The 12,853-nt window shown below is 70.9% G+C and carries 14 protein-coding genes; all 14 read left to right on the top strand.

Going from position 1 to position 12,853, the window contains the following annotated elements:
* Positions 1-98: 98 nt before the first annotated feature.
* Positions 99-497: a thiol-disulfide oxidoreductase DCC family protein gene (locus BR98_RS06060; RefSeq protein WP_035840903.1), complete on the top strand. Its 399-nt coding sequence runs from the start codon at positions 99-101 to the stop codon at positions 495-497.
* Between the two features lie 150 nt (positions 498-647).
* Positions 648-1,295 carry a phosphatidylinositol phosphate synthase gene (gene pgsA / locus BR98_RS06055; RefSeq protein ID WP_035840894.1) on the top strand — a complete coding sequence of 216 codons (648 nt, stop codon included), beginning with the start codon at positions 648-650 and terminating at the stop codon, positions 1,293-1,295.
* 94 nt (positions 1,296-1,389) lie between these two features.
* Positions 1,390-2,355, top strand: a complete 966-nt coding sequence (locus tag BR98_RS06050; protein WP_051969357.1) for a phosphatidylinositol mannoside acyltransferase — start codon at positions 1,390-1,392, stop codon at positions 2,353-2,355.
* The gene (locus BR98_RS06045) at positions 2,352-3,521 is read left to right on the top strand and encodes a glycosyltransferase family 4 protein (protein ID WP_035840891.1); all 1,170 of its coding nucleotides are present in this window, start codon (positions 2,352-2,354) and stop codon (positions 3,519-3,521) included. The genes BR98_RS06050 and BR98_RS06045 overlap by 4 nt, the downstream gene beginning before the upstream one ends.
* Positions 3,522-3,596: 75 nt before the next feature.
* Positions 3,597-4,142, top strand: coding sequence for a LemA family protein (locus tag BR98_RS06040; RefSeq protein WP_035840888.1), 546 nt, complete (start codon positions 3,597-3,599; stop codon positions 4,140-4,142).
* A gap of 154 nt (positions 4,143-4,296) precedes the next feature.
* On the top strand, positions 4,297-5,211 hold the full coding sequence (gene pdxS, locus BR98_RS06035) for a pyridoxal 5'-phosphate synthase lyase subunit PdxS (protein ID WP_035840886.1): 915 nt from the start codon (positions 4,297-4,299) through the stop codon (positions 5,209-5,211).
* 92 nt (positions 5,212-5,303) lie between these two features.
* Positions 5,304-5,930 (top strand): pyridoxal 5'-phosphate synthase glutaminase subunit PdxT, encoded by a 627-nt coding sequence (pdxT, locus tag BR98_RS06030; RefSeq protein ID WP_232247255.1) that lies wholly within the window; start codon positions 5,304-5,306, stop codon positions 5,928-5,930.
* Positions 5,931-6,009: 79 nt separating this feature from the next.
* Entirely contained in the window at positions 6,010-6,774 is a 765-nt protein-coding gene (locus BR98_RS06025) for a YebC/PmpR family DNA-binding transcriptional regulator (RefSeq protein WP_035840880.1), read from the top strand.
* A gap of 141 nt (positions 6,775-6,915) precedes the next feature.
* Positions 6,916-7,443 carry a crossover junction endodeoxyribonuclease RuvC gene (gene ruvC, locus BR98_RS06020; protein ID WP_035840877.1) on the top strand — a complete coding sequence of 176 codons (528 nt, stop codon included), beginning with the start codon at positions 6,916-6,918 and terminating at the stop codon, positions 7,441-7,443.
* Positions 7,440-8,051, top strand: coding sequence for a Holliday junction branch migration protein RuvA (ruvA, locus tag BR98_RS06015; RefSeq protein WP_035840874.1), 612 nt, complete (start codon positions 7,440-7,442; stop codon positions 8,049-8,051). Before ruvC ends, ruvA begins: the two co-directional genes overlap by 4 nt.
* 75 nt (positions 8,052-8,126) lie before the next feature.
* A complete protein-coding gene (gene ruvB / locus BR98_RS06010; protein ID WP_035840871.1) occupies positions 8,127-9,203 on the top strand; it encodes a Holliday junction branch migration DNA helicase RuvB in 1,077 nt (358 codons plus the stop codon).
* 190 nt (positions 9,204-9,393) lie between these two features.
* Positions 9,394-9,774, top strand: coding sequence for a preprotein translocase subunit YajC (yajC, locus tag BR98_RS06005; RefSeq protein ID WP_035843148.1), 381 nt, complete (start codon positions 9,394-9,396; stop codon positions 9,772-9,774).
* Between the two features lie 108 nt (positions 9,775-9,882).
* Complete coding sequence (secD, locus tag BR98_RS06000) at positions 9,883-11,724, top strand: protein translocase subunit SecD (protein WP_407639419.1); 1,842 nt, start codon at positions 9,883-9,885, stop codon at positions 11,722-11,724.
* A 4-nt stretch (positions 11,725-11,728) separates the two neighbouring features.
* Positions 11,729-12,853, top strand: coding sequence for a protein translocase subunit SecF (gene secF, locus BR98_RS05995; RefSeq protein WP_035840869.1), 1,125 nt, complete (start codon positions 11,729-11,731; stop codon positions 12,851-12,853).

Raw genomic sequence — 12,853 nt, 5'->3', positions numbered from 1 at the left:
TGATCGTCTGAAGAACCGTCACCTGACGGTGGCAACTTCCCGTCAGCTTCCTTCCCCCGTGTGAAGCGGTTCGATCCCGATGGGGCAGGATCAGTCCCATGACTTCTGCTGATCCGGTGTTGGTCTTCGACGGGGACTGCGCGTTCTGCAGTTCATGTGTCCGGTTCGCCGAGCGGTACCTGCGGCAGACCCTGGCCTCGGCGGGGTGGACGGCGGTGCCGTTCCAGTTCGCGGATCTGGCGGCGCTGGGGGTGACGCGGGAGTGGGCGGAGCGCGAGGTGCTCTGGGTGACGCCGACCGGCCAGGTGTACGGCGGCGCCCGGGCGGTGGCGAAGCTGCTGCTGCGGTCCGGCAATGTCTGGGCCTACCTGGGCGGGGTGCTGAGCCTGGCGCCGGTGCGGCCGGTGGCGGCGGCGGTCTACCGGCTGGTAGCGAAGTACCGGCACCGGATGCCGGGCGGTACGGCGGCCTGCGCGTTGCCCCGCAGGGCGGCCTGAGCCCGATCGGGTGTGCGCGGCTCAGCGGTGCCGGTGGCCTGGATACCATGGGTCACGCCGGGTGGGCTGATCCGCTCGGCCGTCCGGCGCTGCTGCTGATGGCCGCCGGTGCACCACCTTGGACGTGAGATCGGAGCGGTCCGGAAGGCCATGCTCAACAAATACGCGCGTGCCTTCTTCACACGTGTCCTGACCCCGTTCGCCGCCCTGCTGCTGCGCTGGGGGGTGAGCCCGGACGCGGTGACGCTGATCGGTACGGCCGGTTCGGTGGCCGGCGCGCTGGTCTTCTTCCCGCGCGGGGAGTTCTTCTGGGGCACGATCACGATCACCCTGTTCATCTTCTCGGACCTGGTGGACGGGAACATGGCCCGGCAGGCCGGCACCTCCAACAAGTGGGGGGCGTTCCTGGACTCCACGCTGGACCGGGTGGCGGACGCGGCGATCTTCGGCGGCCTGGCGCTCTGGTACTCGGGCAGCGGCAACAACGACCTGCTCTGCGCGGTCTCGGTGCTCTGCCTGGCCAGCGGCCAGGTGGTCTCGTACACCAAGGCGCGGGCCGAGAGCCTGGGACTGCCGTGCGACGTGTCCGGGCTGGTGGAGCGGGCCGAGCGGCTGGTGGTCAGCCTGGTGGCGGCCGGGGTCGCGGGGCTGCACAAGTTCGGCGTGCCGTATGTGGAGTGGCTGCTTCCGGTGGCACTCTGGGCGGTCGGCGTCGGCAGTGTGATCACGGTGCTGCAGCGGATGCTGACGGTACGCCGGGAGGCCTTCGAGGCGGCGGCCGCCACCCGGGAGAGCTGACCGGGGACAACGACAGGACCCGAGAGACCCGAGAGACCCGAGCGAGCCACCGAGCCCGAGAGACCTGAGAGACCCGAGAGAACCGAGGAAGTCGATGCGGGAGAAGCTGGTCGAGACCGGGTACGCGGCCGGCTGGGCGACCTTGAAACTGCTGCCGGAGCCGGTGGTGCGCGGGCTGGGCAACCAGCTGGCGGACTTCGCCTGGCGGCGGCAGGGCAAGGGGGTGCGCCAGCTGGAGGCGAACCTCGGCCGGGTCCGCCCGCAGGCCTCCTACGTCGAGTTGCGCGAACTCTCCCGGGCCGGGATGCGCTCCTACCTGCGGTACTGGATGGAGTCCTTCCGACTGCCGGTGTGGAACGACCGCAAGATCGCCGACAGCATGCGGGTGGAGGGCGTCGAGCACCTGGTCGCGGCGATGGAGTCGAACCGGGGCGCGATCCTGGCGCTGCCGCACATGGGGAACTGGGACCTGGCCGGCGCCTGGGTGGTGCGGCACCTCGGCTTCAAGTTCACCACCGTCGCCGAGCGGCTGAAGCCGGAGACGCTCTTCGACCGGTTCGTCGCCTACCGCGAGGGCCTGGGCATGGAGGTGCTGGCGCTGACCGGCAGCGGCACCTCCGTGATAGGGACGCTGGCCCGGCGGCTGCGCGAGGGCAAGCTGATCTGCCTGGTCGGCGACCGGGACCTGTCCGAGTCGGGCACCCCGGTGCAGTTCTTCGGCGAGACCACCCGGATGCCGGCCGGACCGGCCGCGCTGGCCCAGCGCACCGGGGCGGCGCTGCTGCCGGTCTCGCTCTGGTACGACGGCCCGGTGATGGGCGCGCGGATCCACCCGCCGATCCCGGTGCCGGAGGACGCGGCCCGGCAGTCGGCCAAGGAGCGGATGACGCAGGCGATGGCCGACGTCTGGGCGGGAGAGATCGCCCGGCACCCGCAGGACTGGCACATGCTGCAGAAGTTCTGGCTGGCCGACCTGCCCAGCCGGCCCAAGGCCGACCCCGCACCGGCGTCGCCGCCCCCGGCCGTGCCCGAGCCGCCCGCCGAGGAGGTGGCCTCGTGAAGATCGGCATCGTCTGCCCGTACGACTGGGACGTCCCCGGCGGGGTGCAGTTCCACATCCGGGACCTGGCCGAGTACCTGATCGGCCAGGGGCACAAGGTCTCGGTGCTCGCGCCGGCTGACGACGAGTCAGGTCTGCCGTCCTACGTGGTCTCGGCGGGCCGGGCGGTGGCCGTGCCGTACAACGGCTCGGTGGCCCGGCTGAGCTTCGGGATCATCTCGGCGACCCGGGTGCGGCGCTGGCTGCGGGACGGCGACTTCGACATCCTGCACGTGCACGAGCCGGCCTCGCCGAGCCTGTCGATGCTGGCCGGCTGGGCGGCGACCGGTCCGATGGTCGCCACCTTCCACACCTCCAACCCGCGCTCGCGGGTGATGATCGCGGCCTCGCCGATCCTGCAGCCGACCCTGGAGAAGATCAGCGCCCGGATCGCGGTCAGCGAGTACGCCCGGCGCACCCTGGTGGAGCACCTGGGCGGGGACGCGGTGGTGATCCCGAACGGGGTGGATGTCTCGTTCTTCGCCAAGGCCGAGCCCGATCCGCGCTGGACCGGCTCGACGATCGGCTTCATCGGCCGGATCAACGAACCGCGCAAGGGCCTGCCGACGCTGCTGGCCGCGCTGCCGGCGATCCTCGCGGCCCGCCCCGAGGTGCGGCTGCTGGTGGCGGGCAAGGGCGACGAGGAGGAGGCGGTCGCCGGCCTGGCGCCCGAGGTGCGGGCCCGGGTGGAGTTCCTCGGCATGGTGAGCGACGAGGAGAAGGCCCGGCTGCTGCGCAGCGTGGACCTGTACGTGGCGCCGAACACCGGGGGCGAGAGCTTCGGGATCATCCTGGTGGAGGCGATGTCGGCGGCGGCCCCGGTGCTGGCCAGCGACCTGGACGCGTTCGCGCAGGTGCTGGACGACGGGCAGGCGGGCGAGCTGTTCCCGGTGGAGGACGCGGCGGCGCTGGCGGCGGCCGCGGTGCGGCTGCTCGGCGACCCGGAGCGGCTGGCCGAGCTGCGGGTGGCGGCCTCGGAGCACGTCCGGCGGTTCGACTGGTCGACGGTGGGTGCGGACATCCTGTCGGTGTACGAGACGGTCACCGACGGCATGGGCTCCGCGCCGAAGGTCCGCGAGGACGACCGCACCGGCTGGCGCGATCGGCTGGGGCTGGCCCGGAGCTGACGGACGGCCCGGCGCCCTGCCGGTCGCATTGCCGGTTGCTTGCCGCCGGGTGGACTGCCGGTAGCGTTGCGCCTCGTGACTACCTGGATCTGGGCCGCCGTCGCGGTGGTGCTCTTCGCGCTGTACCTGAGCTGGACGGCCGGCCGGCTGGACCGGCTGCACGCGCGGATCGACACCGCGCGGGCCGCGCTGGACGCGCAGCTGCTGCGCCGTGCCTCGGTGGCCCAGGAGTTGGCCACCTCCTCGCTGCTCGACCCGGCGACCTCGCTGGTGCTGTACGAGGCCTCGCACGCGGCCCGGCAGGCGGACGAGGAGCACCGCGAGGTGGCGGAGAGCGAGTTGAGCCAGGCGCTGCGGGCGGTCTTCGCCGAGCCGGAGCAGGTCACCGAGCTGCGGGCGGCGCCCGGCGGCGAGGAGGCGCTGCGCGATCTGACCTCGGCGGCGCGGCGGGTGCCGATGGCCCGGCGGTTCCACAACGACGCGGTGCGCGCGGCCCGCGCGCTGCGCACGCACCGGCTGGTGCGCTACTTCCGGCTGGCCGGCCGGGCGCCGTTTCCGCTCGCTTTCGAGATGGACGACGAGCCTCCGGCAGCCCTGGTCCCGCAAGGCGCTCCGGCGTAGGTCGGGCGTAGCCGCAGCGGTGTTCGGAGGGCGGTTTCCCTCCTCTTTGTCGATTCTGTCAAGCCGGGATGGACCGGGTGGCGCATCGATCGGGCGGTTCGACGGCCTACGATAGGGCGATAGCACACCGGTTCGTCTTCGAGTGAGGTCTCACGTGTCCACCAGCACTCCCGCTTCCGCCGACCAGCCGCAGATCGGTACCGCCCGGGTCAAGCGCGGAATGGCCGAGCAGCTCAAGGGCGGTGTGATCATGGACGTGGTCAACGCCGAGCAGGCCAAGATCGCCGAGGATGCGGGTGCCGTCGCCGTCATGGCGCTCGAGCGGGTTCCCGCCGACATCCGCAAGGACGGCGGCGTGGCCCGGATGTCCGACCCGGACATGATCGACGGCATCATCAACGCCGTCTCCATCCCGGTCATGGCCAAGTCCCGGATCGGCCACTTCGTGGAGGCCCAGGTCCTGCAGGCGCTCGGCGTCGACTACATCGACGAGTCCGAGGTCCTGACCCCGGCCGACGAGGTCAACCACTCCGACAAGTGGGCCTTCACCACCCCCTTCGTCTGCGGCGCCACCAACCTCGGTGAGGCGCTGCGCCGGATCGCCGAGGGCGCGGCCATGATCCGCTCCAAGGGCGAGGCCGGCACCGGCAACGTGGTCGAGGCGGTTCGCCACATGCGCCAGATCAACGCCGACATCCGCCGCCTGACCACCCTCGACGAGAACGAGCTGTACGTCGCGGCGAAGAACCTGCAGGCCCCGTACGAGCTGGTCAAGGAGGTCTCGCAGCTGGGCAAGCTCCCGGTCGTGCTGTTCTCCGCCGGTGGCGTGGCCACCCCGGCCGACGCCGCGCTGATGATGCAGCTGGGCGCCGAGGGCGTCTTCGTCGGCTCCGGCATCTTCAAGTCCGGCGACCCGGCCAAGCGCGCCGCCGCCGTCGTCAAGGCCACCACCTTCTTCGACGACCCGAAGGTGATCGCGGACGTCTCCCGCGGTCTGGGTGAGGCCATGGTCGGCATCAACTGCGACACCCTGCCGGAGACCGAGCGCTACGCCAACCGCGGCTGGTAACAGCTCCGCGCTCCGTCGGCCCGCCGCGCGCGATCCAGGCGCGGCGGGCCGCCCTGCTTCCCGCCTTTATCGACATGAAGAGGTTCTCAGCCGTGTCCACCACCACTCCTGTGATCGGCGTCCTGGCTCTGCAGGGCGACGTCCGCGAGCACCTGATCGCCCTCGCCGAGGCGGACGCCCTGGCCCGTCCGGTCCGTCGGCCCGAGGAGCTGGCCGAGGTCGACGCCCTGGTGATACCCGGTGGCGAGTCCACCACCATGTCCAACCTGGCGCTGGCCTTCGGGCTGATGGCGCCGCTGCGCGAGCGGGTCGCCGCCGGGATGCCGGTCTACGGCTCCTGCGCCGGCATGATCATGCTGGCCGAGAAGATCCTGGACGGCCGGGACGACCAGCAGAGCGTCGGCGGCATCGACATGACGGTGCGTCGCAACGCCTTCGGCCGGCAGAACGAGTCCTTCGAGTCGGCGATCGACTTCAAGGGCTTCGAGGGCGCGCCGGTGCACGGCGTCTTCATCCGGGCCCCCTGGGTCGAGTCGGTGGGCGCCGGGGTCGAGGTGCTGGCCGAGCTGCCGGCCGCCGACGGCGCCGAGTCGCGGATCGTCGCGGTGCGCCAGGGCAATCTGCTGGCCACCTCCTTCCACCCCGAGCTGACGGGTGATCACCGGGTGCACGCCCTCTTCGTGCGGATCGTCGAGGAGTCGCTGAGCACCCGGGCCTGACCGGTGCCCGTCCAGCCGTCCCGACACCGGTAAGATCTCCTCTGTTTCATTCCCCTTTGGCGACGTAAAGGAGCTGGTGATGTCCGGCCACTCTAAGTGGGCTACCACCAAGCACAAGAAGGCCGTGATCGACGCCAAGCGCGGCAAGCTCTTCGCCAAGATGATCAAGAACATCGAGGTGGCGGCGAAGACCGGCGGGCCCGACCCGGCCGGCAACCCGACGCTCTACGACGCCATCCAGAAGGCCAAGAAGAGCTCGGTCCCGATCGACAACATCAACCGCGCGGTCAAGCGCGGCGGCGGCCTCGAGGCCGGCGGCGCCGACTACGCCACGATCATGTACGAGGGCTACGGCCCGAACGGTGTCGCGGTGCTGATCGAGTGCCTGACCGACAACCGCAACCGCGCCGCCTCCGACGTGCGCGTGGCGATGACCCGCAACGGCGGCTCGATGGCCGACCCGGGTTCGGTCTCGTACCTGTTCAACCGCAAGGGCCAGGTCATCGTCCCCAAGAGCGACGGCGTGGACGAGGACAAGGTCCTCGAGGTCGTGCTCGAGGCCGGCCTGGACGTCGAGGAGGTCAACGACCTCGGCGACACCCTCGAGGTGCTCTCCGAGGCCACCGACCTGGTCGCGGTCCGCAGCGCGCTGGTGGACGCCGGCCTGGACTACGACTCGGCCGAGGCCAACTTCGTGCCCAGCATGCAGGTCGAGCTGGACGTGGACGGCGCCCGCAAGATCTTGAAGCTGATCGACGCGCTGGAGGACAGCGACGACGTGCAGAACGTCTTCGCCAACTTCGACATCTCCGACGAGGTCGGCGCGCAGCTCGACGCCGAGTAGTCCTGACGCCCCGTCCGGCCCGGTGGTCCCCGCGGGACTGCCGGGCCGGTGTCATTGGTGCCGGGGGCCAGGTGTCGCCGAGGGCGCTGTCAGTGCCGGCAGCTAGGGTCTGACCAGGCACGACTGACGAAGGGTGGGAGCGTGCGGGTACTGGGTGTGGACCCCGGGCTGACCAGGTGCGGTGTCGGCGTGGTCGACGGCGCGCCGGGCCGACCGCTGCGGATGGTCGCGGTCGGCGTGGTGCGCACCCCCGCCGAGTACGAGGTGCCGCTGCGGCTGCTGGCGATCGAGCAGGGTCTGGAGGAGTGGGTGGAGACCCACCGGCCCGACGTGGTCGCGATCGAGCGGGTCTTCGCCCAGCACAACGTGTCCACCGTGATGGGCACCGCGCAGGCCAGCGCGGTGGCGATGCTCTGCGCCACCCGGCGCGGGATACCGGTGGTGCTGCACACCCCGAGCGAGGTCAAGGCCGCCGTCACCGGCTCGGGGCGGGCCGACAAGGCCCAGGTCACCGCCATGGTGACCAGGCTGCTGCGACTGGACGCCCCGCCCAAGCCCGCCGACGCCGCCGACGCCCTGGCGCTGGCGATCTGTCACATCTGGCGCGGCAGCGCCGCCGACAAAATCGCCGCAGCCGTGGCCAGAACCCGCAAGGAGTACCGCCCGTGATCGCCTTCGTCCAGGGCCCGGTCGCCGCCATCACCCCGGGCAGCGCGGTGGTCGAGGTGGGAGGGGTCGGCATGCTGGTCAAGTGCACGCCCCGGACCCTCGCCGAGCTGAGGATCGGCCAGCACACCAGGCTCACCACCTCGCTGATCGTCAAGGAGGACTCGCTCACCCTCTACGGTTTCGCCGACGAGGACGAGCGGGCCACCTTCGAGATCCTGCTCACCGCCAGTGGCGTGGCCGCCACCATGGCGCTGGCCATGCTCGGCGTCTTCACCCCGGACGAGCTGCGCCGGGCGGTCGCCCAGGGCGACGCCAAGTCGCTGACCGCGGTGCCGCGGATCGGCCCCAAGCTCGCCCAGAAGCTGCTGCTCGAGTACAAGGACAAGCTCGGCGCCCCGCACGGCAGCGTGCCGGCCCAGCAGCCGGTGGCCAGCGGGCCGGCGCCCTGGAGCGAGCAGCTGCACGCGGCCCTGGTCGGGTTGGGCTACGCTCCGCGCGAGGCCGAGGAGGCGGTGGCCGCCGTCACCCCGGAGGCCGAGGCACAGCAGCGCACCGATGTGGGCGCCCTGTTGAAGTCCGCGCTGCGCAGCCTCAACCGCACCCGGTAGCCGCACCCGATGACCCTGCTCTGTTCCTAGATCTCCCTGACTACTCGTCACTTTGTCGACTTGGAGCCCGCTTTCATGAGCCCGTACGACTCCGACTCCGCCGACCGGTTGGTGGGCGCCGCGGCCGACGACGCGGACCAGGCGGTCGAGGCGGCGCTGCGGCCCAAGCTGCTGGACGAGTTCATCGGTCAGGAGCGGGTCCGCGAGCAGCTGTCGCTGGTGCTGCGGGCCGCCCGCAAGCGCGGCAGCGCCCCGGACCACGTGCTGCTCAGCGGCCCGCCCGGGCTCGGCAAGACCACCCTGTCGATGATCATCGCCGCCGAGCTGAACGCGCCGATCCGGATCACCTCCGGGCCGGCCATCCAGCACGCCGGCGACCTGGCCGCGATCCTCTCCTCGCTGACCGAGGGCGAGGTGCTCTTCCTCGACGAGATCCACCGGATGTCCCGGCCGGCCGAGGAGATGCTCTACATGGCGATGGAGGACTACCGGGTCGACGTGATCGTCGGCAAGGGCCCCGGCGCCACCGCGATCCCGCTGGAGCTGCCGCCGTTCACCCTGGTCGGCGCGACCACCCGGGCCGGCCTGCTGCCGCCCCCGCTGCGCGACCGGTTCGGCTTCACCGGCCACATGGAGTTCTACGCCCCCGCCGAGCTGCAGCGGGTGGTGCACCGCTCGGCCGCGCTGCTGGACGTCGAGATCGACCCGGCCGGCGCCGCCGAGATCGCCGGCCGCTCGCGCGGCACCCCGCGGATCGCCAACCGGCTGCTGCGCCGGGTCCGCGACTACGCCCAGGTCGAGCACGACGGCGTGGTCGACCAGCGGATCGCCGCTCGCGCGCTGCAGGTCTACGAGGTGGACGAGCGCGGTCTGGACCGCCTCGACCGGGCGGTCCTGCACGCGCTGCTGCGACTGTTCGGTGGCGGTCCGGTGGGCCTGTCAACGCTGGCCGTCGCGGTGGGGGAGGAGGCCGAGACGGTCGAGGAGGTGGCCGAGCCCTTCCTGGTGCGCGAGGGACTGCTGGCCCGTACCCCGCGCGGGCGGATCGCCACCGCCGCCGCCTGGCAGCACCTGGGCCTGACGCCACCGGTCCAGGCCGGACGCGGTAGCGTGCCCCCGCAGCAGGAGCTGTTCGGCACCGCCGAGCCCTGAGCCGAGGGGCATTGTGAGACGGGACACGTCAGGGACTCGCCACCTTCGGCGGCAGGATGCGATGCTTGGCGTTGTCCGATCAGAGCGGGTCTCCTAGACTTCGCCGGACCGCCCCGTCTCGCCTGGCGGGCCGACCATCGCCACTGGGCCATCCGTCAGATGCCCGTAAAGGACCCTGTCAGCTGTGCAAATGATCATTTTTCTCCTCCCGATCGCCGCGATCTTCCTGATGTTCCGATCGCAGAAGAAGCGGCAGCAGCAGGCGCAGACCATGCAGTCGGCCATGACTGAGGGCTCCGCCGTGCGGACCATCGGGGGGCTGTACGCGACGGTGAAGTCGGTCAACGACTCCACCGTCGAGCTGGAGCTCGCGCCCGGCGTGGTGACCCACTTCGCGAAGAACGCCATCGCCGCGGTGATCGACCCGCAGGAGTACGACGAGATCATCAACGGCCGTCCCGAGGAGGACGCGTCGCTCGATGGTGTCGAGACCGAGTCCGTCGAGGACGCGGCGTCGGACGAGGCCATCAGCCTCGACAAGACCGACAGCGAGAAGCCCGCAGCCAAGTAGTTCGGGCGGTCTGCACCACTTCACGGTTGTCCGCGGTTCGCGCCGCCCCCTGCCTGCGCAGGCCGGCGGCGCTGTGCCGACGGCATGGGACAGGGAGAAACGAGCAAGGTGGCAACACCCAAGTCGCGTCCGCGCGACGGTTATCCGGGGCGGGCTTTGGCCCTCATCCTGGTGGTCACCGTCGGACTGGTCGCCCTCATGTTCGGGACGGGCCACAGGACGCCTCGCCTCGGGATCGATCTCGCCGGCGGCACCAGCATCACGCTGACCGCCAAGTCCACGGACAAGGCCGCGATCAACCAGTCCAACATGGACATCGCGGTCGGGATCATCCAGAAGCGAGTCAATGCCTTCGGTGTCTCCGAGGCCGAGGTCCAGACCCAGGGCAATGACAACATCATTGTCAACATCCCCCGGGGGACCAACAGCCAGCAGGCCGCCGAGCAGGTCGGCACCACGGCCAAGCTCTACTTCCGGCCGGTGCTGGCCACCGCGATGTCGGGTCAGCCTCCCGTCGCCCCCAGCGCCAAGCCCAGTGGCAGCGCCTCGCCGAGCGGCAGTGCTTCGCCGAGCGCCTCGGCGTCCGCCAGTGGCGCCTCGGCCGCGGCCGGCTCGCCCAGCGCGAGCGGCAGTGCGAGCGCCAGCCCGTCCAAGGCCGGCCGCGCCGTCTCCGACGGTCTGAAGGCCGCAGACCCGAGCAGCAGCGCCTCCGCGCCGGCCTCCGGCTCCGCTTCCGCCTCGGCGAACTCCAGCGGCAGTGCCGCGCCCAGCGCCTCCGCCGCGCCCTCCGCCCCGAGCAACGCGGACATCACCGCGCTGACCACCCAGGGCACCGTCCCCGCCGAGCTGCAGCAGCAGTTCACCTCGCTGGACTGCTCCAACGCCACCCAGCGCCAGGACTACCAGGGCACCGACCCGAGCAAGAACGCGGTGGCCTGCTCCTACGACAAGGAGCAGGGCACCTGGTTCAAGTTCGCGCTCGGCCCGGTCGCGGTCAACGGCTCGGACATCTCCAAGGCCCAGGCCGGCTACGACACCCAGCGTGCCGCCGGCTGGCAGGTCCAGCTGGCCTTCAACGACACCGGCTCCAAGGCCTTCGCGGACACCACCGGCAAGCTCGCCGCCCAGCAGGCCCCGGCCAACCAGTTCGCCATCGTGCTGGACGGCAAGGTCGTCTCGCACCCGTACGTGCAGCAGTCGATCACCGGCGGCAGCGCCGTGATCTCCGGCACCTTCAGCCAGGACCAGGCCACCGGCCTGGCCAACGTGCTGAGCTTCGGCGCCCTGCCGCTGAGCTTCGACAAGAGCGACATCACCACCGTCACCGCGCAGCTCGGTGGCGACCAGCTGCACGCCGGTCTGATCGCCGGCGCGATCGGCCTGGCGCTGGTGGTCCTCTACTCGCTGATCTACTACCGCGGTCTGGGCCTGGTCTCGATCGCCGGTCTGGTGGTCTCCGCGATCCTGACCTACTCGATCATGGCCCTGCTCGGCGCCGGCATCGGCTTCGCGCTGAACCTGCCGGCGGTCTGCGGTGCGATCGTGGCGATCGGTATCACAGCGGACTCCTTCATCGTGTACTTCGAACGCATCCGCGACGAGGTCCGCGAGGGCGCCCCGCTGCGCCCGGCCGTCCAGCGCGCCTGGCCGCGCGCCCGCCGCACCATCCTGGTCTCCGACTTCGTGTCGTTCCTGTGTGCCGCGGTGCTGTACTTCGTCTCGGTCGGCAAGGTGCAGGGCTTCGCCTTCACCCTGGGCCTGACCACCCTGCTCGACATCGTGGTGATCTTCCTGTTCACCAAGCCGCTGATCACACTGCTGGCGCGGAAGAAGTTCTTCGCCGAGGGTCACCCCTGGTCCGGCCTGGACCCGAAGCGCCTGGGCGCCCGCCCGCCGCTGCGGAGCAGCCGTCGTCGCCCCGCCACCTCCGCCGCCGTCAAGGAGGCCTGACGCAATGTCGCGCTTCAGCAACCTCGGCCACCGTCTCTACCAGGGCGAGGTCAGCTTCGACTTCGTCGGCCGGCGCAAGCTCTGGTACAGCATCTCCGCGGCGATCGCCGGCGCGGCGCTGATCGGTCTGACCGTGATCGGCCTGCACCTGGGCATCGAGTTCAAGGGCGGCTCGGTCTACACCGTGCAGAAGGCCGGCCTGTCGGTCAGCCAGGCGCAGACCGAGATCGACAAGATCGTCGGCGACTCCACCTCCCAGGTGCAGTCCACCGGTGACGGCAAGATCCGGATCCAGGTCAGCTCCGGCGAGAAGGTGTCCTCGGACACCGTCGTCAAGCAGCTCTCCACCGACCTGTCGGTGCCGAGCTCGGACATCAACGCCCAGGTGGTCGGCCCCAGCTGGGGTCACCAGATCTCCCAGAAGGCGCTGCTCGGCCTGGTCATCTTCATGGTCCTGGTCACCGCCTACCTGGCGATCGCCTTCGAGTGGCGGATGGCGGTGGCCGCCCTGGTCGCCCTCATCCACGACCTGCTGATCACCATCGGCGTCTACGCCCTGGTCGGCTTCGAGGTCACCCCCGGTACGGTGATCGGCTTCCTGACGATCCTCGGTTACTCGCTCTACGACACGGTCGTCGTCTTCGACACCGTGAAGGAGAACACCAAGAACCTGGAGAAGCAGAACAAGCTCACCTACAGCGAGGCGGCCAACGCGGGCCTCAACCAGACCCTGGTGCGTTCGCTGAACACCACCGTGGTCGCCCTGCTGCCGGTCGCGGCGCTGCTCTTCATCGGCGGCGGCCTGCTCGGCGCCGGCACCCTGAACGACATCTCGCTGGCGCTGTTCATCGGTCTGTCGGCCGGTGCCTACTCCTCGATCTGCGTCGCCACCCCGCTGCTCGCGCAGCTCAAGGAGCAGACCCCGGAGATGAAGGCGCTCGCCAAGCGGGTCGCCCAGCGCCGCGCGGCGGATGCCAAGGCCGCGGCCGCGGCCGAGGCGGCCGGCGAGGGCGTCTCCGACGAGGCCGAGGACGTGGTGGTGGACAGCGTGGCTGCGGGTATGGTCGGTCAGCGTAACCAGCCGGTCAACCGGGCCCGTGGCAAGGGCCGTCCGTCCGGCAAGCGCTGA

Source organism: Kitasatospora azatica KCTC 9699 (assembly GCF_000744785.1).
GTDB lineage: Bacteria > Actinomycetota > Actinomycetes > Streptomycetales > Streptomycetaceae > Kitasatospora > Kitasatospora azatica.
The sequence above is the reverse complement of the archived record's forward strand: the minus strand, read 5'-3'. Positions and strand labels throughout refer to the sequence as shown.

What these genes read in the sequence shown, in the direction of transcription:
- pgsA (WP_035840894.1), top strand. Translation starts at nt 648, where the DNA reads ATGCTCAACAAATACGCGCGTGCCTTCTTCACACGTGTCCTGACCCCG.
- yajC (WP_035843148.1), top strand. Translation starts at nt 9,394, where the DNA reads ATGATCATTTTTCTCCTCCCGATCGCCGCGATCTTCCTGATGTTCCGA.
- ruvB (WP_035840871.1), top strand. Translation starts at nt 8,127, where the DNA reads ATGAGCCCGTACGACTCCGACTCCGCCGACCGGTTGGTGGGCGCCGCG.
- secF (WP_035840869.1), top strand. Translation starts at nt 11,729, where the DNA reads ATGTCGCGCTTCAGCAACCTCGGCCACCGTCTCTACCAGGGCGAGGTC.
- BR98_RS06060 (WP_035840903.1), top strand. Translation starts at nt 99, where the DNA reads ATGACTTCTGCTGATCCGGTGTTGGTCTTCGACGGGGACTGCGCGTTC.
- BR98_RS06025 (WP_035840880.1), top strand. Translation starts at nt 6,010, where the DNA reads ATGTCCGGCCACTCTAAGTGGGCTACCACCAAGCACAAGAAGGCCGTG.
- BR98_RS06050 (WP_051969357.1), top strand. Translation starts at nt 1,390, where the DNA reads ATGCGGGAGAAGCTGGTCGAGACCGGGTACGCGGCCGGCTGGGCGACC.